The following is a 21438-nucleotide window of genomic DNA, read 5'->3' as shown; positions in this document are numbered from 1 at the left end:
GCCCTTCACTAACCCAATAGGCTTCTGACACCTGCAAATCCATTGCCTAGCAGCCTGTCGGTCTTTCCGTTGCACCGTGAGATACTGACCACCGTCATCGCCGAGCTGAGAAGATCGCCATGAGCCGCTTCATCCCTGTGGATCGCCAGACCGATTACCTGCTGCCGCCTTCGGTAGACGAGTGGTTGCCCGATGGTCACCTGGCGCGGTTCGTTGTCGATGTTGTCGAACAACTGGACCTCTCGACGTTGACCCGGCGTTACATGGGGCGGGGTTCCAAGGCACATCACCCGGCGGTGCTACTGAGCCTGCTGATCTACGGCTACGCCACCGGGGTGGTCTCCAGCCGCAAGATCGAGCGTGCCACCTATGACTCGGTGGCGTTCCGCTACCTGGCCGCCAATACCCATCCCGACCATGACACGCTGGCCACCTTTCGCCGCCGCTTTCTGCCGGAACTGGAACAGTTGTTCGTACAGGTGCTGCTGCTGGCCCGCGAGATGAAGCTGCTCAAGCTTGGCACCATCGCCCTGGACGGCACCAAGCTCAAGGCCAACGCCAGCAAGCACAAGGCGTTGTCGTATGGCCATGCCAAGAAGCTGGAGGCACAGTTCAGGGCAGAGGTGAAAGCGCTGACCGAGCGGGCCGAGTCGGCGGACAAGGAGGACGCGGCCGACGGCATGGATATCCCCGCCGAGATTGCCCGCCGTGAAGCCCGCCTGGCGGCCATCGCTGAGGCGAAGGCCAAGATCGAGGCGCGCGCCGAGGAGCGGGACGCCACCGAGCAAGCCGCCTATCAGGAAAAGGTGGCGCGGCGGGAGGCGCAGCGCAAGGCCGGCAAGAAGCCCCGTGGGCGTGACCCCGAACCGCCCACTGGTGGCCCGCGTGACAAGGATCAGATCAATTTCACCGACCCGCAGTCGCGCATCATGCCGGTCACCGGCAAGGGGTTTGATCAGTGCTACAACGCCCAAGCCGCGGTTGATACCGAGAGTCTGCTGGTGACCCATGTCCACGTCACGCAGGCGACCAATGACAAGCAGCAAGTCATGCCGCTACTGACGGCCTGGCAAGGTTACCCGGAAACGCTGGGAAAACCTGACCACCTGCTGGGTGATACCGGCTACTTCAGTGCCAGCAATATCCAGGCCTGCCATGACCATGGTATCGAACCGCTGTTGGCGATGAAGCGAGACGTCCATCACCTTCCGGTCTTTGAACGTTTCGCCGCGGATCCGCCTGCCCCGGAGAGCGAGGACCCCGTCGAACAGATGGCACACCGCTTGAAGACGCAGGCGGGCCGAGCGCTCTACGCATTGCGCAAACATACCGTGGAGCCGGTCTTCGGGATCATCAAACACGTGATGGGGTTCCGGCAGTTCTCGCTACGCGGACTGGATAAGGTCAGCGGCGAGTGGCGATTGGCCACCATGGCGTGGAATATCAAGCGGATGCACCGGTTGACGGCGGGCTGAGGGCTCGCCGCGCCCAACCGGCCAGCAGGCAAGGCGTCAGAACCGCCTTGCAGAAGCTGAGGGGCAGGTTAAGAGCCACACAACAGCACCAACACCAACACCAACACAGGGGGGGGTGAAGAACCCACGCCTCAGCTCATCCATTAACCTCAAGTCCGACAGACTGCTAGCACATGGGTGTATATTTGGGTGGTTTCGATACTTTTATGGCCCAGCAGCTCTTGAACAGTGCGAATGTCAGTACCTTGGCTTAGTAGCTGAGTGGCGAAACTGTGCCGCAAAGAGTGGCATGAGCCAGGGCGTGTTAAAGAAGATGAGCGCATGGCATATTTGACGGCTTTTTGGACGGCAGAGGCATGAATGTGATGTAGAACGACGCGCCCCTCTCATCGAAGCAAGGCCTGGAGGAAGGGAAAAGCCACTGCCATGCAAGTGAAATACCCGCGTTCGGATATTTACGGTCCAGAGCATATGGCAGTGACACAGGAATAGCGTTAGCTTCAAGGCGAGCATTCAGTTGTTGTTCTGCCATTTGTATATGCGTATGTAATGGCTGGACGCAAGAAGGCGGCAGTAGCGTGGTGCGGTCTTTGTTGCCTTTGCCTGCATACACCGTGATGATTTGCCTTGAGAAATCAATATTTTTGACGCGAAGCCGACAGGCTTCGGAGACACGTAAACCTGAGCCGTACATCAGTGAGGCCATGAGAAGCATAGAGCCAGACAAGTGCTGAAATACCTCCATTACTTCCTGATGGGAAAGCACCACTGGTAAGCGCTGAGGGCGCTTAGCTCGGCTAAATTGACCAATCTCGCCAAGCGGCTGGTCCAGCACATGGCGATAAAGGAAGACGATGGCATTGAGTGCTTGATTCTGTGTAGCCGCTGCCACGTGCCTTTCGATTGCCAGATACTCCAAAAATTGCCGTACTTCATGACCTGTTAGCGTGGCAGGGTGACGTAAATTATTGAACCGAATGTAAAATCGAATCCAGTAACAATAGGTTTTTTCGGTGCGTAAGCTATAGCGCTTGACCCTCATGGTTGCCTTGACGCGTTCCATCAGTTTCATGGGAGAATGCCTCAATAATTCTGTATATAAAAACAGTATTATTGAGACGAGCAAAACGCGCAAGCCCGCGAATTTTGGCTACATCGACAAAATTCTCTTTGCACGCTGTAGAATCAATGAGGTAGATTCGATTTGGTAGCTATGAAACCTCAGTCATTGTGATGTCACGTTCATTGAGGTTTCATGGCAGGGCGTATAATCACTGTTAGCAGCTTTCGGGTTGTTGTGGCTATATAGGTTTTCTGTTCTGGCTCTGCTCGCGTTCGGTTTTCATAGGGGCAAAGCCAAAAGGTAAAGTCCGCCAGTTTGTGGGTTAGCCGCTGGCGGCGAGGGCGGTAGCGTTGTTCCTTTGGTTCATTGGCTTCGCTTACAACAGATTTTTAAGTTCCGGTCATTTCGTTGTATCGTACTTTGCTGGTTAGGTTTTTTATTAACGGGTGCAGTGGCTTCGTTCAACATCGCGTGGCGTCAAGCCGCGAAAGTGTGGTGTTTGCTGCTAACAAGTTACTGCACCGGAAAAATAACTCGCTGGCGCTCGTCATTTTCCGGTGAGCAAAGCGTTAGGTTTTCATCATGTCTATTGAAACTCTGAGGAATCGCATAGCTCAGCTCGAACGAGAAAAGGCCAACCTCGAGAAATCGCTGAGCCGAGAGCGGGAGAGCGCACGAAAGAAGCAGGCTGAGATTGCGCAGATATCACGCTCGATCAACAAAAACACATCGTTGAGCATGTTGTCTTCAAAACAGCGTCAGATCGAGTCCAAGCAGAAGCAGTTGAGTGGCTATGAGAAAAAGGCCGCCGATTTGCAGAGTAAAGTTGCTGCGAAGGGCTCTGAAATTCTGAGGAAACTCAGTGAAGTGGATAGGGCCGAAAACCAGGCGCAGCGACGTAAGGATCAGGATGAAAAAAAACGACAAGACCAACAGCTTCGTCATTCGAAGCAGGTCACGAGGGAGCTTGAGCGCCAGTCACATATTCATAATCAGTTGTCATCAACTCCAATTATTGTGAAGTTCGCCGACTTGCCGAAGAAAATTACTGTACTGTTTATTGCGTCAAACCCAGAGGATCAAACACAGCTAAAGCTCGATGAGGAAATTCGAGCTATCACCAAGAAGATCCGGGAGTCGGAGTTTCGAGATGCAGTTGAACTTAAGTCTATTTGGGCCACGCGTCCGGATGACTTGCTTCAGGCACTCAACGAGCACAAGCCAACAGTCGTGCATTTCAGTGGCCATGGTTCCGACCAAGGAGATCTCGTGCTTCAGGACGATTCTGGGGGCACCAAACTGGTCTCACTTGAAGCCATAGTTCAACTTTTCAAGGTAATGGCTTCGGGGATCGAGCTCGTGGTGTTCAACGCATGCTATTCCCACGCTCAGGCTGAGGAAGTGACCAACCATGTTAAAGCTGCAATTGGCATGAATGATTCCGTCGGGGATGATGCAGCTCGCGTATTTGCGGCGCAGCTCTATTCAGCAATTGGATTTGGAAGAAGCGTTCGTGAGGCCTTTGAGCAAGCGAAGGTCGCGCTTCAACTTGAAGGCATCCCGGAAGAAGATATTCCTGAGCTGTTCCTAGCTGATGGAGTCGATAATGAGAGCTTGGTCCTTGTCCAACCTCAAACCTAACAAATCGTTGCAGCTGACATTTGACCCGCCACCGATTTTTGCTATCGCAAAAATCCGGCGTCGCCTCAAATGCAGCTGAACTCAGGCGTTATACCTCATAGGAGTGAAATTTGAACAGAGGAATATTTTCTTCAATATCTGACAACGAAGCCTATGTTGAAGCAGATAAGAAATGGACGGTAGAGCTTCAGAGGTTCCACAAATACTGGTATGACTTGGTAGTAAATCCTAATGAGGTCGCGGAATACTTTGATACAAGAAAGCTAATTGTCGATTATCTAAAAGGTGTAAAGAAATCTGTAGAGCAAAGCTTGGAAAAGCGATTTGTGTATTTTATTTGTTCCAGAACAAAGGTTAGATTTAACACCAAGAAGAAGCCTTTTTTCAACCCCTTCACGAAAAAGGTAAAAATTCATATCTTAGTAGGAAAGAAAGAAAAGAAAAGAAGTGTTTGTTGCAAGTTCTTCGACAGAGGGCTAGGGAAATTTTCCAACCCTAGGATAGATTTAACCGATAAATACATAACTATAACGGATTCAAACGGTGACCTTACCACTGCATCCATTCATGATTTTCTTGATGGTTCGAATATAAATTTAGGAATAAGCAGCAATGTTGAATATGTTGGGTACACTGAAAACCCCCACACCCGGCCTACAAATGGCTCTCACACAGGGCTGAGTGACACTCTCTACAAAGTATCAAACGAGGATTGTGACACCCTAATTTACTTTAACATTTTTAAAGTTGTTACAGAGACGGCCAGCAAGAACTTTATGCTTAACTTTGTCATTCCTAATTCAATGACGGATGAGATTGGGTCAGAACTTGAAGGGAAAGTAATAGAGAAATGTTTTATTTTTTACTTTGACGCCATTAATCAGAGTAGAAATAAGGAAAAAGAATTGTCTGAGCTAAAAAATAGCCTTATGAAAATGGCCCAAGAAAACAAAATAGGCTCAGTCACCTTTTACTACGAGTTCGAAAATGTAAACGACTATGCAATTTTTTCGTCGTCATTAGTTAAGCCTGATTGTTGCCATAGGTTCTCGGTGTGTTTAGAAAACGATAATGTTGAAGTAAAAAGATTCTGAGGCGGGCTTTGGGGATAGGTATAACAAGTTGCTGCACACGGATAAATTACTCGCTACGCTCGTAATTTACCGGTGAGCAAAGCGTTAAGGGTAAGAACAGGGTAATCATACGGAGACTGTGCTTTGACATCGGACAGCATAATCACAATAACTGGAACGCTAATAACTATAGCTAGCATGTGCGTGGCTATTTGGCAGGCGTCTCAGGCAAAAGATTACAAAGAACAAATTAAGTTTGATATTCGGAAAATAAATTTATCTGGCTCTTCTGAGAGGCTCAAGCGAGCTCAAGACGACATTCGCCGATTACCGACAAGCAGTCAAAATATACCTCGCGGAACAAAGGTCTCTGATTTAATTCAAAATATTAAAACTCAATTTGATTTCTCTTTAAGCGTGCTAGCTTCGGATGGAGAGGATAAAGACATTAGAGAAATGTTGAGTGAGGCCCAAAAAAAACTAAATAGTTATGAGGTTTCATGGAATGCAGGGAGTCCAATCCATCAGGATATGAATGATCTTCAAAGCTTGGTTCAAGATGCGATTTCACAGGCAAACTCAAGAATCTACGTATTAGAGGGTAAAGCATGAATATCGAAGAGCTAGCTGAAAGCATTAAGAAGTTACAATATCACGTAAAGATTCTTGGGGAGTGTATAGATTACGATAGGCATCCCGTCGAAGCCTTAATTTTATCTATGGACTGGGATGAATCTCAAATAGATAAAGCCCACGATATCTTTGAAAGATACGATGAGAAACTCAACAACAAAGAAGAAGTTAATTGGATGGAGTTTGAGATGGCATTAAGAGACGAGTTTTCAATTGGCTACCAGACTGTAAAATCCATCATACTGGCTTTTTATAGAAATCATCAGTGGGTGGAAGTTTGTCACGGCTATGCCATGAGCTTTGAGCCTACAACACCAGTAGAATTTCATAGTATTACAAGGAATGCTGACTAACCCCTTAACAATCGCATGTTGCCGGACTGGTTTTCCGCTTCGCTCCAAACCAGCCGCAAATCCGGGCGTTAGCTCTGAAGGAGGTTTCAACGCGTGACTAAGCTTTTTTTGAGCCTAGCCATCTTATTTTTCAGTGGAATTGCTATGGCCGACATAAATTCTGGAATTGAGGCATACAATGAAGGTAACTATTCAGTAGCTTTATCTGAGTTTGAAAATGCCTCTCAAGCTGGAGATGCCTTTGGGCATCACCTATTAGCAAGTCTCTACTATCAAGGTCACGGTGTAGAAAAAAACATTTCAAAAGCTGTAGCGCTATTCGAGCGCGCTGCAAGCGAAGGGTACGCGCCATCCCATGCAAATCTCGGCCTCATGTACCATTCAGGCGATGGGGTAGAGTTAAATTCCGAAAAGGCGCTGTTCCACTATAGCGAAGCCGCAAAAACTGGAGATTTCCAGTCGTCATTTAACCTCGGTCAAATATTCCGAAAAGGATGGCATGACGTTGCGCCATCATATGAGAAAGCAGCTTCGTATTATCGTTTTGGTGCTGGATATGGTCACGTCCCCAGTGTCAACGAATACGGATTGATGTTTGCACAAGGCCAAGGGGTCCCAAACGATTTCGTCGAATCATACGCCTGGATGCAATACGCATCTGAGCGAGGAGATCCATCAGCTGTAAAGAATCTGGACCAGTTAGTAGAGATTCTTGAAAGTCAGGGAAAACTGCAGCAAGCAATCTCCAGGGCTGCAGCTGTGAACGCGCAAATAGCCTCAAACTCTGCAGAGTAAGAGCTAACAAACGGCTGTTGTCGCCCCTTCGGGGCTGGGACGGCCTCTCCGCCGCTTTGCGGCTACAAGCCCGCCCCAAAGCCGGGCGTTAGCGCACTATGTGAATAAGCCCCCAATCCCTAATCTGCAGAGCTACCTATGACGGCCAAATCGAAAGACCTTCGTGTACAGCAGGTGAACTGTTTCTACAATTACGCAATTGGCCTTGATGTCACCCAGGTCGACCTCCTTAAAACGGCCAAGGCACTTTTAAAGTCGGGGACAGTGAGAACCGTTTGTTTCTCGGATCTGAAAGCCGTGTACCTTGACGAACATGGTGACCTCCAAGTTGAATGGCTTCGCCCGCAGGGGCGTCGCTGGGATAATAGTTGGACAGTCCAGTTTAGCGACACTTTGCCGCAGCATACCGCCGAGGATCTTATTTTCTGCTTGGAGTTGGCGTTCCACGAGCGGCGCATCGAAGGCGACGAAGCACGGCAAGTGCCTCCGCATATGCGAGCCGCACTACCTCCAGTAGTACTAGAGAATGACGACTTGACTCTGCCAGTCTACCCATGGCTAAAGCTTCATGCCGACGGGCTCATGTGCATTTGTTTTCAACTCGATACGACATGGGATGATCTGAGTGAGGAAGATTTCATCGGCGACGTCGTCAACTTGTTCCAGCGCTACTTTAAATCTGTTTGGGTAGATGCTGCACTTCAAAGAATAGATGGTGAACTGCATTTGCCTGATGCATTCGAGGGTGAAATTTCCATCGGTGGGCAGCGTGTATTTGATCGACAGACACGTAAGCTCGTCAAGAAGATGAGACAAACCGCAAGAACAACACTCTACGACTCCCTCAGTATGGACGGGCGACGGTTTGATTTGCATGGGGAGCCGTGGCTCCTGCATCAAATTGCGGGATCAGAGGATCAAGCGGAGTGGGAGGGAACGATCGACCTTTGCAGATCGATCTACGCAAATGCCGTAGCTTCACAAGTAGTCTCAACAGATTACAGAAAGAATGATGGAGTGGCAGGTGTACAGTTGTGGCAAGGTCGACCCTCGATTTCCTTAATGCGATTCGCCGGCCAGCCTGGAACCAAAGATCAGTTATTTGACATGTACGGCCAGTCGATGTCCCGTATCCTGATGCGCAGCGCTGGAATGAATGAACCTCCACAGCTCCCTCCTGACCTCCGGCCATTTAATGACTATTGCTTACACGGCAATCGAGCAGTTTTGCTCTGGACGTGGCTGCGGCCATGCAGTGAACCTGACAATGCTTGGGACAATCCCAATACCAGAGCCCATTTGTTAGAGAACCAGGCTAGAGCGGAACACTTCGAGTACCACAACATTCGTATTGCGCGTGCATGTGCCATAGCAGAAGGTCCCCCATCAGATGAACAACTCGTTTACGCGTACGAAACATTGGGCAATGCGGATTCTGTGCTTCACAAATCGAGCCAAGCTGGAGAAATAACTGATGCGCTTGAGCATTTGATGACTGCTGCCGGAACAAGAGGACTCATCGCGTCAGGCAAAGAACAGGCTAGATGGTACTTGGACGAGCGACGCTATAAGGCGGAAATGCGACGGTCCCGAATGGACCGATGGCTGACTGCGGTGTTTGGAATGGTGGGAGCGGCCGGACTGGCCGATCTAATCTTTAGACCCTTACTACAAACAACGTATCCTGGCTGGGTTGCTTGGTTCACTGGACTTTCTGCATTCGCGATTGCGTCATTTTTGATTGTGCTCTTGGTGATGTCTATATCGGCCTTTAACAAGAAGTGGTCAGAGTAACTTGTAGCCTTGGAAAACACGCGCTAACAATCGGCTGCACTGCGACCGATTTTCCGCCGCTTCGCGGCTCCAAACCGGCGCGTGAGCCGGGCGTTAGAAACAAGCAGGAAAATGATGGAATACGATACTTCTGACTGGTCGGAAGCCTCAATTAGGTTTCAATCGCAAGGTAAGGCGCCTAAGAGGTATGGAGAGGGGGCCTTTCGTTTTGGGGCAGCAATGACTTTGTCCGTCCTGTTGCCAAGAAGAGGATGGGAGCTAATAAAGTCGACGAAAAACTACGCATATCTGCGACCTCCGGAAATTTCTCGGGGAAATATATATACCCTACAAGCTAAAGTTCCTACTAAAGAACAAGCTCTTGAAATAGCTCGGCAGTGTTATGAAAAGGAAGAGTCGTGGATGGGGCAGATCGGAGAATGGCCCGCTTGGTATACACATAAACGAAGAAGAGTTATGAATGAGCTGGTTCCATCCGAGGACCGACGAAATATAACGGAAAAGTTTGCTTACGAATTGCCGCCTGAATCGTCTCTCCACATCGGTGAATGGGGTGTATGGGAGTTAAGGGTCGTGAAATCAGACGGCGGTTTTGAGGTTCACGAATCGGGTGAAATAAGTCGGGGCGAAATTCCGGAAATTGATGACATCCAGATCATTGAAGGGCAAGAGTTGTCCTATGAGTTGACCAGGTATGAGCGAAGTTCACAGGCAAGGCAACAATGTATCGAGTATCATGGGGTAAAATGTAAAGTCTGTGATTTAAATTTTGAGGATTTGTATGGAGATATAGGGCGCGGATTTATTCATGTTCATCACATTGTCCCTGTGTCGCATCAAAAAGGTGAGTACCAAATAGATCCGATTAATGATTTGGTCCCTGTATGCCCGAACTGCCACTCAATGATTCACAGGCGTGATCCTCCTTACAGAATAGAAGAACTTAGAGCGATACTTCGTAACCGTTTCTAACAATCGGCTGCACAGCGACCGATTTCCGCCGCTTCGCGGCTCCAAGCCGGCGCGTGAGCCGGGCGTTGAGGCTGTAGAAAAACCCCTTTAACAGCCAGGTTTTGGTAGGATCGGGAAAACAGACGGGGAGTGGTCAGCATGCCGCGCTTCAAGGTTTACAACTACGATCAGAACGCTATGGTGGTCATCAACTACCAGGATCAGCTTCAGCCTGGCACCTTCGAACACGCCGTGCACTACCTGATCGAGTACAAGCTCGACTTATCCGTTTTCCATCCCAAGTATCGCAACGACGCGACCGGTCGGTTGGCCTACGATCCGGCCATCCTGTTGAAGATCATCCTGTTTGCCTACTCAAAAGGCATCACCTCCAGTCGCGAGATGCAGTGGTGCTGCGATACCGTTTCCCACTTTACCACTCTGGCAAGCTTCGTTAGTTGGCATGCCGACGAGGTTGAAGCGCTCTTTAAACAAGTGCTGCTGGTGTGCCACGAACTCTTTGCCATTGACGGCTGCATTCGGCAATATTGGTACTACGAAAAGGCTGATCTAGTTCAGTCTACGGGGTAAGAAAAATGGGCAGGGGCAGTTATACTGCCTGGTTCACAACATTGAGAAGTTAGCGAGCTATGGTCATTTGACCGCTTCATGAAGGGCTTGGAGCGGGATAAATTGCTTTGTAAGAGCAAAATACTGCCTTCATCCAGCTTTTAATGGACGCTCAAGTGGTGGAATATCGATATTAATATTATCCAGCCAGATGGCTTGCTGGATCAGTAAATGATGACGAGAGGCGGTGGAGACGGCTCGAAATCGGGTTTTCCTACATCCCCGTTATGTTTTCGGAAGGTGATCGATGTTTAGGAATAAACTAGTGAATGATGATAAGCCTCTTGTCAGTCTGAGAATGGAACTTGTCGGAAATGCTGTCATCGCAATTCTCTGTGCCGTTGGAGCAGCGCTTATTGGCGAGCAAACCGATACAAAAATAGCCGCGAGAGCCGGGCTAGCACTTTGTTATGTTTCTGCTTTACTCGCTACCTACAAAATTATCTTGGCGCCGAGGTACAGGGGCCGGCTTAATCGAGTTCTTGATGCCATCGAAATGACTGAAAAAGAGAGAGACTTAAGAAGGTTTGATATTTACAGCGAGGAACAGAAAAAGGAAGTTGAATCTAGTTTTAGTCAAAAGTTAGAAAAAGAGTATCAAGAATTTCAATATTTTTACTCTTTTGATGAAAGAGCCAGAGCCAACCTGATTGTAAGCTTAATATTGATTGCTATCGGCAGTGTTCTTCAGATTTACGGAGCAACATAACCATGCCAGCCACGGCGACGGCTTTTGCATTGTGGCTTCGCCTCCATTCCAAAAACGCGCGTGCTGAGCGGCGTTATGCGGAGCGTTCGTCGTGGCGTTCGCGTACACTCGGTGAAAAGTTGAACACGCAAGAGGTGCGTCATGACTGGAATCACAGCCACTGCGGCGCGCAGCAACTTATATCGGTTGATCGACGAGACTGCCAAATCCCGCCAATCCATCGTTATCATGGGTAAGCGCCACAAGGCTGCCCTGATTTCCGAGGAAGATGGGGCTGCCCTTCAGGAAACACTTTACCTGCTCTCCTTACTCGGTGTTTGGCCCCCAGCGGTTTCGAATCAAATGCCCAGGCATTATTGGCGCGGGTGGCGGAAGACGATAAGAACCGGTGGTAAGGTACCGTCCGAAGTGCCCACCACTCTTGAGTAAGACCATGAGACATCCCGATACCGCTCTGCACATACGCACTTACGATGATGAAGTGACGCGGCATGCCCACGATCATCATCAGCTGGTGCTTCCCTTGGCCGGTACGCTGTTTCTTACTATCGATGCCAAGGCAGGAGAGGTGTCGCAACAGAGAGCGGCGATCATTCCGTCAGGTAGCAGCCATGGGTTTGCGGCCACGGCGGGCAATCGGTTTTTGGTGGTCGATGTGCCCGAGCGGTTGGCTCCCTCTCTAGATAGGCTGCCGAATTTCGTGGGGCTGGATGCGGCGCTGCGCCATTACGTTCATTTTCTGCATGCCCAGGCCGTTGGCGGGGCGGGCGTGCAGGCGACTCAGCATCACATGCTGCTATTGCTGATACAGCTGTTGCAGGAGCGCCATGGTAGCCGATTGCAGTTGGACCGAAGGGTGTATGCCGCGCAACAGTTTCTGCAAGACCACTTCCATCGTTCGGTTTCCATGGCCGAGGTGGCCAGCGCCGCGCATCTGAGCATTCGCCAGTTGAACGACCTTTTTCGCCAGCAGGTAGGCGCGACGCCTCATCAGTACCTTCTAGAGCTGCGCATGAACGAGGCATGGCGGCTGCTGGAGCAGTCCGATCTCAGCATTCAGCGGGTGGCGGAAGCGGTGGGCTACGCGTCGTTGTCGGCGTTCAGCGACCGCTTCCGGCGTCACTTTGGTCAACCGCCCAGCCATTTCCGCCGTCTCTCGACATAATACCGCCAGAACGCAAAAGCTCCCGTTAGCACTCTCCATTACGCTCTTTCGACACGGCGATCAAGAGAATGTAAGGGGAGATAGCCACATGCCAAACGTAAACGCGGCTACCTGGATCGGGGCCATTTCCGTGCTGCTTTGGGGCACGCTGGCGTTGTTGACCAAACTATCCGGCGGCGAGATTCCTGAGTTCCAGCTCATGGCCATGACCTTCGGCATCGCGTTTTTGCTGATGATGGGGCGCTGGGGGTTGGCTGGGCATACGGGCATTCGTTATACCCGACAGCCGTTGGCGGCCTGGTGTATCGGGGTTGGCGGGTTGTTCGGTTACCACTTTGCTTATTTCAAGGCGATGACGCTGGCGCCAGCGGTGGATGTCAGCCTGTTGGCTTACCTCTGGCCGCTGCTGATCGTGCTGCTCTCTGCGCTGTTGCCGGATGAGCGGTTGCGGGTTCAGTCCATCGTGGGGGCGTTGCTGGCTCTGCTGGGGTGCTGGCTGTTGATCAGCCGCCAGGCCGGGGGATTCGCGTGGGAGTACCTGCCGGGCTATCTGGTTGCCTTGGCGTGTGCGTTGATCTGGTCGTCTTACTCCGTGCTCAGCCGGTGGGTGCGCAGCGTGCCTACCGATGCCGTGGGCTGGTTCTGCGGCGTAACGGCGCTGCTGGCATTCAGCTGCCATGTGCTGTGGGAAGAGACGGTATGGCCGCAAGGGTGGAGGCAATGGGTGGGCGTCGCGGGATTAGGGCTCGGCCCCGTGGGAATTGCCTTCTTCACTTGGGACTATGGCGTCAAGCACGGCAACATCCAGCTTCTGGGCACCCTGGCGTATAGCGCGCCGCTGATCTCTGTGGTGCTGCTGATTCTGGCGGGCTACGGCGAGGCGACGACCACCGTGGTGAGCGCCAGCGTGCTAATCGTGCTGGGGTCGTTGGTGGCCGGTTGGGTGCGGCCTCGAAAGGTATCGCAGCGTAATGAATAGTAGGCTGTGCAGCAGTCGAGTTTGAGCACTGGAGCGTTGGTACCCGCAACTGGGAGCCGGTGACATTAGTGTCGTTGAATCCAGAGCGAAAAGTGGTCGCTGAGGCAGCGCGAATGGCGGCATAAAAAATCAGGCAGGCCGACAGATACCTTGACAGTTACCGATAGGCGAGATCCATGCTGCGACGAATCGGCGGTTTGGCGTTGCCTCGTAACACCTCAATTAACAAGGCGCAGCAGCTCGCGGCCTTTGGCCGCTGGACGCTCCTGACGTCGCGCAGATGTGCTCAGCGTTAAATCAGTAGTGATACCGCAGTTGGGCAACAAGCAAAGCATCGTCCGTGACCTTGTAAACGATGCGGTGTTCTTCGTTGATTCGCCGAGACCAGTAACCCGCGAGGCTGTGTTTAAGGGGTTCTGGCTTGCCGACTCCTTCAAATGGCTCTCGCTTGATTTCTTTGATTAGCTTGTTGATTCGGTTGAGAATCTTTTTGTCAGTTTTCTGCCAGTACAAATAGTCTTCCCAGGCGTTCTCGGAAAAGATGAGCTTCATTCAAGAAGCTCCTTTTCCTGACCGCCCCCTTGCTCCAACTCGGCAACGGATTCCAGTAAACGGCGGGCGTTTTTGGGCGCGCGCAGGAGGTAGGCTGTCTCTTGCAGCGCTTCATAGTCTTCGAGAGAGATCATGACCACGGATTGCGCCTTATTGCGGGTGATGATCACAGGAGAGTGGTCTTCACAGACCCGCTCCATGGTTTTTGCTAGGTTGGTTCTAGCGGCGGTGTAGCTGATGGCATCCATAAAGGGTACTCCTGTACGCGATATTGTTAATGTACAGAATAGCGTACAGGGTTGGGTTTGCCAATTGGCTTAGCCGCGTTCGGCTTTCTCCGCTTTAAAACAGCGGTTGAGCCGGTGATGCCCACGAATCGTATCCCACGCTAAGCCGCTGATAGGCGATTGCTCACACCATCATTAAGCCCTGCTTGCGTGTTGGCGGCGGATAGGCGGCATCCATCTGTGCCAGGTCCTCGTCATCGAGCCTGACCTTATCCGCATCAGCGTTCTGTTTGAGGTGGTCCAGGCTCACGGCTTTAGGAATCGCGATCACGCCGGGGTGGCGCAGTGCCCAAGCAAGCGCGATTTGCGCGGGGGTGGCGCTGTGTTTTTCAGCGATGCGTTGCAGGGTCGCGTCACGCAGGAGCGCGCCGCCTTGCCCGATAGGGCAGTAGGCCATCAGCGGCATGTTTTGCTGGGCTTGCCAGGGCAGCAGGTCGTATTCGATGCCCCGTGCTTCGGGGTTGTAGAGGACTTGGTTGGTGGCGCACGCGGGCGCGTTTAGCTCTTCCAGGTCGTCAACGTCGAAGTTCGATACGCCCCAACGCAGGATCTTGCCCTGCTCGCGTAGCCGCTCAAACGCTTCCACGGTGTCGCTCAGCGGGTACTGGCCGCGCCAGTGCAGCAGGTAAAGGTCAATCGTATCGGTCCCCAGTCGGCGCAGGCTGCGTTCGCAGGCGGCTTGAACACCTTGGGTGCTGGCATTGTGGGGGTAAACCTTGCTGACCAGATACGCCTGCTCGCGCCGCCCACGAATGGCTTCACCCACGATTTCTTCAGCACCGCCCTCGGCATACATCTCGGCGGTATCGATCAGCGTCATCCTCAAATCCAGGCCTTCACGCAGCGCCCTGACCTCAGCCTGCCGCTGCCTGGCATCCTCGCCCATGTGCCAGGTGCCCTGACCAATACGGGGTACGCTGGTGCCGCCTAGCTCAATCGTCTGCATATCTTGCTCTCCTGGTGGCATTCCTGTTGCAATGTGGTTCTGACTGCCCGAGGCCATCGCCGTTCATGCACCCAGCGTAGACGATCCGTGCCTCGAAAATTTTCTATTTTGTCTCTTCAAGGATACGTTGCTATAGTCTATTGAAGTAACAGGCGTTAGAGATACCATGCCGGAAATTGATGCGTTGCTAGGCCTTTCTTTTTGCTTGTATTTTTTTGATAACAAGCAACATAAGCTACCCCACCTTCATGTGAAGTATGGTAGCTACGAACTGATCATTGCGATTGAAACGGGTGAGTGCCTGGAGGGCTATCTACCTAACAAGCAGCGTAAGAGAGCGGAGAGCCATATTTTCGATCACCGTGAACAGTTGATGGTGATGTGGCACAAAGCAGTGAATGGCGAAAACCCGGGTAAGCTAGGTGACGTATGCTAAAAATCGTGGATGTTGATGTCATTTCAGGTCATGCCTTGGCGCTAACGTTCAGCGATGGCTACTTCGGCCGCGCTGATCTGACAGCTTACTTCAGTAAGCCTCCCTTTTCTGAGATCAAGGATTTCAAGCGTTTTTCCTTAACACCTGAAGGATCCCTCAATTGGAGCGGCAACGAGCTTTCTGCGGCAACACTGCGTGCTATTACCAAAGGTGAGCAAAAATCCACAGACGTTTTTGTTAACGTTCAAGAAATGGAAACCGTCATTAAGCAGGCTTCCTGGGAGTCGATGAAAGAGGGACGCGCCGATATTTTGCAAGCCGCCATTCGCTCTTATGTGGAACAATTTGGTCATAGTCAAGTGATTGCGAAAGCAGGTATCAAAAGTCGCACCAGTGCTTATCGTTCCTTAAAACCTGAAACCAGGCCCAATTTTGATACGCTGGTTCAACTGGGGCACGCAGTGATTGAGCTCGCGCAAGAGCGTGCTGTCAGTATCAACGAGTCTTCCATTTAAGCTGTATTCTGCGTTTACGCATTGAAGGTATTCGCACCCAGCGATTGAGCCAAAGGAACCCTCATGGCCGAATACACCGCTTCCATCCAGTGGGCCCGTGGGGCCGATGAAGCCTTTATAGATCAGCGCTATAGTCGTGGGCACGAGTGGGTGTTCGATGGTGGCGTCCGCGTGGCGGCGTCGTCATCGCCCCATGTGGTGCCGTTGCCCTACTCGGTGGAAGCCAACGTCGACCCGGAAGAGGCATTCGTGGCTTCGCTCTCCAGCTGCCATATGCTGTTCTTCCTCGCCCTTGCCGCGCAGCAGGGCTTGGTAGTGGAAAGCTACGTGGATGACGCGGTAGGTGTGATGGAGAAGGGCAGCGACGGGAAAATCGCCATGACCAGGGTGACCCTACGGCCCAAAGCGCTGTTTGCAGCGCAAGCACCTTCTGTCGAGACGCTCGAACAGCTCCATCACGCCGCCCATGAAAAGTGCTTTATCGCCAACTCCGTCAAGACCGAGGTCGTGACCGAGATTCAGCGTTGAAGCGGGGCTGTAGGGGCTGCGCAGGATGGCAAAACGTCCTGGCAGCGGTTAGCCTAAGCGGTTGATGGATACTCTCGTTAAGCGGATGGGCACTGCCATGGAACACTCCTCTAACGTCACGTTGGCGCTGGCCGACGCTTCGACATTCGATGCATTCAAGCAAGAACTCAAGGCCTCGTTCAGCGTGGCCGTGGAAGAGGCCTTTGGTGCGGTAGAGCCGGGACTGATTCCATCGGATGACGATATCGACCAATCCCTGACCGCCCCCGATGCCGTGGTGCATCACATCCTTCTGGATGGTGAGAAAGTGGGCGGTGCGATTGTCACCCTGGAGGCATCGACCCAGCGCAATACTCTGGATCTGTTCTACCTCTTGCCCAACTCCCTCGGGCGTGGGGTGGGCTACCGTGCCTGGCAGGCTATCGAGCAGGCGTACCCCGCCACGCGGGTATGGGTGACCCACACGCCGTACTTCGAAAAGCGCAACATCCACTTTTATGTCAACAAGTGTGGTTTCAAGATCGTCTCTTTTTACCACCGCGACTACCCCGCCCCAGGCGACGAGGCGCGGGGCAGCAAGGCACACAGGCTAGAGTTTTTTGGTTTTGAAAAAGTCATGATGTAAGCCCGCAAGAAAAGGATTTTAAAGTGACCGTAAGAGCAGCAGAAAGAAGCGATATTGCCGCCATGGCTGATGTGTATCAGGCCTGTTTCCCCCGCGAGAAGAACCATGTCCAGTGGATCGAGGCATCGTTTAACGCCTACCCGCGGGGCGTGTACTACGTGGTAGAAGTAGCGGGCGTGGTGCGTGGCTATATCCTGTGGTGCGTAAAGAACGGCTTTCGGGAAAAAAGCATCATCGAGCTGGAGCAGATCGGCATTCATCCCGACGCGGCGGGCCAGGGGCTGGGTAAGCGGCTCATCGTGGAGTCATTGGCTCCGTTCAAGGCCCACGTGCGTGGCCTGGGCTGCGGTGTCGGGGCGGTGATGGTAACCACCTCGGAAGGCAACTTCGCGGAAAAACTGTATCAATCGACCCTGGGGGTTTCCCGCGCGGCGGTGGTCAGCGGTTATGGCGCCGGGGATGAGGTGATTCTGTATAACCCCAGCATGGCGTAGCCAGCGATGGCGTGCGGAGAATTTTCAAGGAGCAGAACATGAAGGGCGAGTGCCTGTGTGGGGAAGTGGCGTTCACGATCGAGGGTGAGCTGCCTCACCTGTACCAGTGCCACTGTTCGTTATGTCGCAAGGCCACCGGCGCGGCGGCCAATGCGGCCACCTTCGTGCCGGGGGAGCAGTTTCAGTGGCGCTCGGGGCAGGGGAATATTCGCTCGTATCAGCGGGAAAGCGGCTATCGCAGCGACTTTTGCGCCACTTGCGGTAGTCCGGTGCCGAATCAACTGCGCAGCAGCGACTGGATGTGGGTGCCTGCCGGGCTGTTGGAAGGCGAGACCGATGCCAGGGTGGCGGTGCATTTGCACGTGGCCTCGGCGGCTACCTGGGAGCAAGAAACCACCCACTGCCAGCGTATCCAGGGCTCGCCCGAGAGTCTTCAGGCACTTCACGCTCTGCTTCAATAGGCATGTCATGCACGCACACTCACATCACTATCGTATTCGTGCCTTTCAGGCGGACGACATGGAGGCCGTGCTGGCTATTTGGCTGGCGGCGTCTATCCAAGCGCATGATTTTATCGAGCCTGACTTTTGGCACGCCCAGCGCGATGCCATGCGGGAGCGATACCTTCCCGCCTCAGAAACCTACGTAGCCGAAACCTCAGGCCAGGTGATGGGCTTCTATAGCCTTTACGAGAATACCCTGGCCGCGATTTTCGTGCAGCCAGAGGGGCAAGGCCGTGGCCTGGGCAGTGCGCTACTGGAAGATGCCAAACGCCGCAGAGCATGGCTGGAACTGACCGTCTATGCCCAGAATACGCCCAGCATTCGTTTTTACGAAGCGCGCGGCTTTGTGCACATGGGCGAACAGCAGGATGAACACACAGGAGCGCCGGAGCTGCTGATGCGTTTTAGTCCCTCGTAAGAATAGCGCTACACTCATGTTGTCTATTTTCCCTTACTGCCCAGGAAGGTTACCCATGAATCACCGCCAACCACGCTGGATGCGTGCTGCGCTGTCGGCGTGCGTGCTGTTTGCTTCGTCTGTTGCGATGGCGCAAGACGACCCCATTACCGCCGAGCTGGCGCGTATCGAACAGGCGCTGGACGCGCGCATTGGCTTTGCGGCGCATGATCTGGCCACGGGCCAGCGCTGGGAAGTGAACGCGGATGAGCGCTTTGCCATGTCCAGCACGTTCAAAACGCTGGCGTGTGGCGCGCTGCTGGAGCAGGTGGATGAAGGGCAGCTAGCGCCGGATACCGAGGTCAGTTTCGATGAGTCGGCGCTGGTGACTTACTCGCCGGTGACCGAGCAGTATGCAGGCCACCAGCCAATGACGCTGTTCGAGCTGTGCGATGCCACCATGACCACCAGCGATAACACGGCGGCCAACCTGATACTGGAAGCCCTGGGCGGGCCGGAAGCCATCACGGCTTTTGCGCGCCGCCTGGACGATTCCGTTACGCGGCTCGACCGTTTCGAGACCGAGCTGAACGAAGCTACGCCTGGGGACGAGCGCGACACCACCACGCCCAATGCGATGTTGGCCACGCTGGAAACGCTGGTGCTGGGCGATGTGCTCACCCCGGAATCTCGGCAGCAGTTGCAAGACTGGATGAAGGGCAACGCCGTGGCCGATGGGCTGTTTCGTACCGCCATGCCTTTCGATTGGGTGATCGCCGATAGAACCGGTGCAGGTGGCTATGGCTCTCGTTCCATCACGGCCATCATCTGGCCTCCTGAGCAGGCGCCCACCGTGGTCGTGTTCTACCTCACGGAAACAGACGCATCGTTCGAAGCGCGCAACGAAGCCATTGCGGCGTTGGGGGATGTGTTGCAAGCGTATCTGGATGAGCGCTGAACATCGCTCCTGATCACCCGCAGGGTGGCTCATGGCTACCCTGCGGGTGATGTACATGAGGCTACGCAGGTTACAGTGCCTGTAGCATATCAGTAACGCCACCGCCGGTATGCTCTATCAGCACCATCACTCCAATCCCGATCAATACCACCCCGCCCATCAGCTCTGCCCAGTGGCCCACGTAGCGCCCCAGTTTGTGGCCGAGCAAGGTGCCCATCGAGGCCATGACGGTGGTCGCCAGGCCGATGGCCAAGCTGGTGGTAATGATATCTACGTCGATAAACGCCAGGCTGGCGCCGACGGCCATGGCATCCAGGCTGGTGGCAATGGCGGTCAGTACCAGCAGCCAGAGCGTTTGCTTGCGGTGGGCTACCTGCTCTTCTTTTTTGAGCCCTTCGTACATCATGTGCAGGCCAATGGCGGTCAGCAGTACAAATGCGACCCAGTGGTCCCAGGCTTCCACGTACTGTTGAGAAGCCTTGCCTGCTACCCAGCCCAGCACTGGGGTGATCGCTTCGATGGTGCCGAAAATCAGGCCAATGCCCAGGGCATGTCGCCAGCGGGGTTTGGTCAGTTCGGCCCCTTTGCTGAGTGACGCAGCAAAGGCATCCGCCGACATGGAAACCGCTAAAAAGAGCAGGGCTACAGGTGTCATCGCAAACGGCTCACGTTATCTGAAGAACCAGTGAATACCTATACCCGAGTATGTGGGTCGGGTATTTGAATGGACGGAATCCTATCAGGTTTTAGAGTGATAACAAGCGCGTGATTAAAAAATAAAGTTTGCGTTAAGTAATAAATATAGCCTTGGCTAAGAATATGAATGTCAGCTTATTTTGTTGGTGTTTATTAATCTTGCAGGCAGGTTGAAACGAAGAAAAGGCCAAGCACGATGAACAGTCCGCTCTCATCGTGCTTGGTTCAGGGCTGAGCGTGTCAGATTAGCCCGCTAACCCCCACTCAATGGTGGGAAGTGCAGAGGCAAAGAAGGGGCGATCACCTTTTATCGTCACTCGCTCACCGCGACGTGCTTGCCCAGCGTAGTCGAAAATAGCGCGGTGCTGAGTGCAACGATTATCCCAGATGGCCAGGCTGTTGGGTGTCCAGTTCAAACGCACGGTCCATTCGGGGGCCTCTTGATGCTGGTAGAGAAACGCCAGCAAGGCTTGGCTTTCGGCATGGCCAAGCTCCACGATTTCCCGGGTGAAGCCACGGTTGACGAACAGGCTTTTGCGGCCTGTTTCCGGGTGTGTGCGTACCACGGGGTGAATGGCCTCCGGGTAGGTGGCCCCATTGTTGAAGCCAAACTGGCTGCGGTCTTTGGCCGCTTGATTGCCATAGTGCAGGCGGTAGGTTGCCTCTCCTGAGTGAACAGCGGTGAGGCCCTCCAAAAAACGCTGCAGGGCGGGAGAAAGCGCTTCGTAAGCAGCATAGCCACTGCTGAACAGAGTGTCTCCACCTCGTGCGGGAACTTCGCGCAGGTATAACAAACTGCCCAGCGGTGGCTCTTCATCGCAGGAAACATCCGAGTGCCAGTGCCCGCCGTTGACAGCACGCTTGCCGCTTCGAATGGCTTTGGGGTCATTCGAGGAGTTGGCATCGGCTTCGATGGGGAATATCTCTGGGTATCCCTCGGGAGCCTTGGCCATGGGGTGAATATGCAACTCGCCAAAGCGCTTGCCCAAGGCAATATGCTGGTCTCGGGTAAGCACTTGATTGCGCAGTATCAAGACCTGGTACTCCAGAAACAGCGCTTTGAGTGTGGAAAATCCCTCTTGGTCGAGGTGTGCTGCGTCGAGCCCTTCGACTTCTGCGCCAATATGACCACTGAGTGGGCGTACCGACAGGCCAGTGTTTTTATTTCGATTAGTCAGCATGTGGTTAGTCTCCTGGCCCCGTCTTATTCATGAGAGCTCTCAAAGTGACTCATTTTCGG

At 53.0% G+C, this 21438-nt stretch carries 27 protein-coding genes and 1 pseudogene; 21 read left to right on the top strand and 7 right to left on the bottom strand.

Going from position 1 to position 21438, the window contains the following annotated elements:
• Positions 1-119 precede the first annotated feature (119 nt).
• On the top strand, positions 120-1475 hold the full coding sequence (locus LG409_RS13540) for an IS1182 family transposase (protein WP_016913619.1): 1356 nt from the start codon (positions 120-122) through the stop codon (positions 1473-1475).
• A gap of 149 nt (positions 1476-1624) precedes the next feature.
• Here the strand turns inward: LG409_RS13540 and LG409_RS18680 are convergent, their stop codons facing one another.
• A complete protein-coding gene (locus LG409_RS18680) occupies positions 1625-1798 on the bottom strand; it encodes a tyrosine-type recombinase/integrase (RefSeq protein ID WP_319799325.1) in 174 nt (57 codons plus the stop codon).
• A complete protein-coding gene (locus LG409_RS13535) occupies positions 1780-2547 on the bottom strand; it encodes an integron integrase (RefSeq protein WP_319799324.1) in 768 nt (255 codons plus the stop codon). Before LG409_RS13535 ends, LG409_RS18680 begins: the two co-directional genes overlap by 19 nt.
• Before the next feature lie 573 nt (positions 2548-3120).
• On the opposite strand from LG409_RS13535, the gene LG409_RS13530 reads away from it, so the two are divergent.
• From LG409_RS13530 to yddG, 12 genes and pseudogenes are all read left to right on the top strand, one after another.
• On the top strand, positions 3121-4179 hold the full coding sequence (locus LG409_RS13530; RefSeq protein ID WP_227406889.1) for a CHAT domain-containing protein: 1059 nt from the start codon (positions 3121-3123) through the stop codon (positions 4177-4179).
• Positions 4180-4289: 110 nt separating this feature from the next.
• Entirely contained in the window at positions 4290-5273 is a 984-nt protein-coding gene (locus LG409_RS13525) for a hypothetical protein (RefSeq protein WP_227406888.1), read from the top strand.
• A gap of 123 nt (positions 5274-5396) precedes the next feature.
• Positions 5397-5864 (top strand): hypothetical protein, encoded by a 468-nt coding sequence (locus LG409_RS13520; protein WP_227406887.1) that lies wholly within the window; start codon positions 5397-5399, stop codon positions 5862-5864.
• Positions 5861-6238 carry a DUF1878 family protein gene (locus tag LG409_RS13515; protein WP_227406886.1) on the top strand — a complete coding sequence of 126 codons (378 nt, stop codon included), beginning with the start codon at positions 5861-5863 and terminating at the stop codon, positions 6236-6238. Before LG409_RS13520 ends, LG409_RS13515 begins: the two co-directional genes overlap by 4 nt.
• A gap of 93 nt (positions 6239-6331) precedes the next feature.
• Entirely contained in the window at positions 6332-7033 is a 702-nt protein-coding gene (locus LG409_RS13510) for a tetratricopeptide repeat protein (protein ID WP_227406885.1), read from the top strand.
• A 138-nt stretch (positions 7034-7171) separates the two neighbouring features.
• The gene (locus LG409_RS13505) at positions 7172-8827 is read left to right on the top strand and encodes a hypothetical protein (protein WP_227406884.1); all 1656 of its coding nucleotides are present in this window, start codon (positions 7172-7174) and stop codon (positions 8825-8827) included.
• Between the two features lie 114 nt (positions 8828-8941).
• Positions 8942-9799: an HNH endonuclease gene (locus LG409_RS13500; RefSeq protein WP_227406883.1), complete on the top strand. Its 858-nt coding sequence runs from the start codon at positions 8942-8944 to the stop codon at positions 9797-9799.
• Between the two features lie 138 nt (positions 9800-9937).
• Positions 9938-10315: pseudogene (locus tag LG409_RS13495) on the top strand (transposase); the annotation flags it as partial.
• 358 nt (positions 10316-10673) lie between these two features.
• The gene (locus LG409_RS13490) at positions 10674-11117 is read left to right on the top strand and encodes a hypothetical protein (protein WP_227406881.1); all 444 of its coding nucleotides are present in this window, start codon (positions 10674-10676) and stop codon (positions 11115-11117) included.
• A gap of 141 nt (positions 11118-11258) precedes the next feature.
• On the top strand, positions 11259-11546 hold the full coding sequence (locus LG409_RS18725; RefSeq protein ID WP_446719078.1) for a type II toxin-antitoxin system Phd/YefM family antitoxin: 288 nt from the start codon (positions 11259-11261) through the stop codon (positions 11544-11546).
• A 4-nt stretch (positions 11547-11550) separates the two neighbouring features.
• Positions 11551-12282 (top strand): AraC family transcriptional regulator, encoded by a 732-nt coding sequence (locus tag LG409_RS13480; RefSeq protein ID WP_227406880.1) that lies wholly within the window; start codon positions 11551-11553, stop codon positions 12280-12282.
• Between the two features lie 88 nt (positions 12283-12370).
• A complete protein-coding gene (gene yddG, locus LG409_RS13475) occupies positions 12371-13261 on the top strand; it encodes an aromatic amino acid exporter YddG (protein ID WP_189463938.1) in 891 nt (296 codons plus the stop codon).
• Positions 13262-13558: 297 nt separating this feature from the next.
• Here the strand turns inward: yddG and LG409_RS13470 are convergent, their stop codons facing one another.
• From LG409_RS13470 to LG409_RS13460, 3 genes are all read right to left on the bottom strand, one after another.
• The gene (locus LG409_RS13470) at positions 13559-13813 is read right to left on the bottom strand and encodes a Txe/YoeB family addiction module toxin (RefSeq protein WP_016914643.1); all 255 of its coding nucleotides are present in this window, start codon (positions 13811-13813) and stop codon (positions 13559-13561) included.
• Positions 13810-14061: a type II toxin-antitoxin system Phd/YefM family antitoxin gene (locus tag LG409_RS13465; RefSeq protein WP_227406879.1), complete on the bottom strand. Its 252-nt coding sequence runs from the start codon at positions 14059-14061 to the stop codon at positions 13810-13812. Before LG409_RS13465 ends, LG409_RS13470 begins: the two co-directional genes overlap by 4 nt.
• Positions 14062-14224: 163 nt before the next feature.
• On the bottom strand, positions 14225-15046 hold the full coding sequence (locus LG409_RS13460) for an aldo/keto reductase (protein ID WP_227406878.1): 822 nt from the start codon (positions 15044-15046) through the stop codon (positions 14225-14227).
• Between the two features lie 166 nt (positions 15047-15212).
• Here LG409_RS13460 and dhiT point away from each other — a divergent pair, with 166 nt between their 5' ends.
• From dhiT to bla, 8 genes are all read left to right on the top strand, one after another.
• Complete coding sequence (gene dhiT, locus LG409_RS13455; protein WP_081139058.1) at positions 15213-15482, top strand: type II toxin-antitoxin system toxin DhiT; 270 nt, start codon at positions 15213-15215, stop codon at positions 15480-15482.
• The gene (gene dhiA, locus LG409_RS13450) at positions 15476-15997 is read left to right on the top strand and encodes a type II toxin-antitoxin system antitoxin DhiA (protein ID WP_227406877.1); all 522 of its coding nucleotides are present in this window, start codon (positions 15476-15478) and stop codon (positions 15995-15997) included. The genes dhiT and dhiA overlap by 7 nt, the downstream gene beginning before the upstream one ends.
• 63 nt (positions 15998-16060) lie before the next feature.
• Complete coding sequence (locus tag LG409_RS13445) at positions 16061-16525, top strand: OsmC family protein (RefSeq protein ID WP_227406876.1); 465 nt, start codon at positions 16061-16063, stop codon at positions 16523-16525.
• 97 nt (positions 16526-16622) lie between these two features.
• The gene (locus LG409_RS13440; RefSeq protein WP_096922491.1) at positions 16623-17150 is read left to right on the top strand and encodes a GNAT family N-acetyltransferase; all 528 of its coding nucleotides are present in this window, start codon (positions 16623-16625) and stop codon (positions 17148-17150) included.
• A 23-nt stretch (positions 17151-17173) separates the two neighbouring features.
• A complete protein-coding gene (locus tag LG409_RS13435; protein ID WP_193460799.1) occupies positions 17174-17644 on the top strand; it encodes a GNAT family N-acetyltransferase in 471 nt (156 codons plus the stop codon).
• Between the two features lie 38 nt (positions 17645-17682).
• A complete protein-coding gene (locus LG409_RS13430; RefSeq protein ID WP_227406875.1) occupies positions 17683-18105 on the top strand; it encodes a GFA family protein in 423 nt (140 codons plus the stop codon).
• A gap of 7 nt (positions 18106-18112) precedes the next feature.
• On the top strand, positions 18113-18565 hold the full coding sequence (locus tag LG409_RS13425) for an N-acetyltransferase (RefSeq protein WP_227406874.1): 453 nt from the start codon (positions 18113-18115) through the stop codon (positions 18563-18565).
• 55 nt (positions 18566-18620) lie between these two features.
• Complete coding sequence (bla, locus tag LG409_RS13420) at positions 18621-19502, top strand: class A beta-lactamase (RefSeq protein ID WP_264477580.1); 882 nt, start codon at positions 18621-18623, stop codon at positions 19500-19502.
• 70 nt (positions 19503-19572) lie between these two features.
• Here the strand turns inward: bla and LG409_RS13415 are convergent, their stop codons facing one another.
• Both LG409_RS13415 and LG409_RS13410 read right to left on the bottom strand, forming a co-directional pair.
• Positions 19573-20157: a manganese efflux pump MntP gene (locus LG409_RS13415; protein ID WP_096922495.1), complete on the bottom strand. Its 585-nt coding sequence runs from the start codon at positions 20155-20157 to the stop codon at positions 19573-19575.
• Positions 20158-20443: 286 nt separating this feature from the next.
• Positions 20444-21379, bottom strand: coding sequence for a TauD/TfdA dioxygenase family protein (locus LG409_RS13410; protein ID WP_144981809.1), 936 nt, complete (start codon positions 21377-21379; stop codon positions 20444-20446).
• Positions 21380-21438 lie beyond the last annotated feature (59 nt).

The sequence above is a fragment of the Halomonas sp. NyZ770 genome (assembly GCF_020616575.1).
In the GTDB taxonomy this organism is placed as follows: domain Bacteria; phylum Pseudomonadota; class Gammaproteobacteria; order Pseudomonadales; family Halomonadaceae; genus Vreelandella; species Vreelandella hamiltonii.
This window is presented reverse-complemented; position numbering and strand designations above follow the sequence as displayed.

Bases quoted from the DNA above. Each gene is read 5' to 3' on its own strand.
- LG409_RS13540 (WP_016913619.1), top strand. From the start codon at position 120: ATGAGCCGCTTCATCCCTGTGGATCGCCAGACCGATTACCTGCTGCCG.
- LG409_RS18680 (WP_319799325.1), bottom strand. From the start codon at position 1,798: ATGCGCTCATCTTCTTTAACACGCCCTGGCTCATGCCACTCTTTGCGG.
- LG409_RS13535 (WP_319799324.1), bottom strand. From the start codon at position 2,547: ATGAAACTGATGGAACGCGTCAAGGCAACCATGAGGGTCAAGCGCTAT.
- LG409_RS13530 (WP_227406889.1), top strand. From the start codon at position 3,121: ATGTCTATTGAAACTCTGAGGAATCGCATAGCTCAGCTCGAACGAGAA.
- LG409_RS13515 (WP_227406886.1), top strand. From the start codon at position 5,861: ATGAATATCGAAGAGCTAGCTGAAAGCATTAAGAAGTTACAATATCAC.
- LG409_RS13505 (WP_227406884.1), top strand. From the start codon at position 7,172: ATGACGGCCAAATCGAAAGACCTTCGTGTACAGCAGGTGAACTGTTTC.
- LG409_RS13500 (WP_227406883.1), top strand. From the start codon at position 8,942: ATGGAATACGATACTTCTGACTGGTCGGAAGCCTCAATTAGGTTTCAA.
- LG409_RS18725 (WP_446719078.1), top strand. From the start codon at position 11,259: ATGACTGGAATCACAGCCACTGCGGCGCGCAGCAACTTATATCGGTTG.
- LG409_RS13480 (WP_227406880.1), top strand. From the start codon at position 11,551: ATGAGACATCCCGATACCGCTCTGCACATACGCACTTACGATGATGAA.
- yddG (WP_189463938.1), top strand. From the start codon at position 12,371: ATGCCAAACGTAAACGCGGCTACCTGGATCGGGGCCATTTCCGTGCTG.
- LG409_RS13470 (WP_016914643.1), bottom strand. From the start codon at position 13,813: ATGAAGCTCATCTTTTCCGAGAACGCCTGGGAAGACTATTTGTACTGG.
- LG409_RS13465 (WP_227406879.1), bottom strand. From the start codon at position 14,061: ATGGATGCCATCAGCTACACCGCCGCTAGAACCAACCTAGCAAAAACC.
- LG409_RS13460 (WP_227406878.1), bottom strand. From the start codon at position 15,046: ATGCAGACGATTGAGCTAGGCGGCACCAGCGTACCCCGTATTGGTCAG.
- dhiT (WP_081139058.1), top strand. From the start codon at position 15,213: ATGCCGGAAATTGATGCGTTGCTAGGCCTTTCTTTTTGCTTGTATTTT.
- dhiA (WP_227406877.1), top strand. From the start codon at position 15,476: ATGCTAAAAATCGTGGATGTTGATGTCATTTCAGGTCATGCCTTGGCG.
- LG409_RS13445 (WP_227406876.1), top strand. From the start codon at position 16,061: ATGGCCGAATACACCGCTTCCATCCAGTGGGCCCGTGGGGCCGATGAA.
- LG409_RS13440 (WP_096922491.1), top strand. From the start codon at position 16,623: ATGGAACACTCCTCTAACGTCACGTTGGCGCTGGCCGACGCTTCGACA.
- LG409_RS13430 (WP_227406875.1), top strand. From the start codon at position 17,683: ATGAAGGGCGAGTGCCTGTGTGGGGAAGTGGCGTTCACGATCGAGGGT.
- LG409_RS13425 (WP_227406874.1), top strand. From the start codon at position 18,113: ATGCACGCACACTCACATCACTATCGTATTCGTGCCTTTCAGGCGGAC.
- bla (WP_264477580.1), top strand. From the start codon at position 18,621: ATGAATCACCGCCAACCACGCTGGATGCGTGCTGCGCTGTCGGCGTGC.
- LG409_RS13415 (WP_096922495.1), bottom strand. From the start codon at position 20,157: ATGACACCTGTAGCCCTGCTCTTTTTAGCGGTTTCCATGTCGGCGGAT.
- LG409_RS13410 (WP_144981809.1), bottom strand. From the start codon at position 21,379: ATGCTGACTAATCGAAATAAAAACACTGGCCTGTCGGTACGCCCACTC.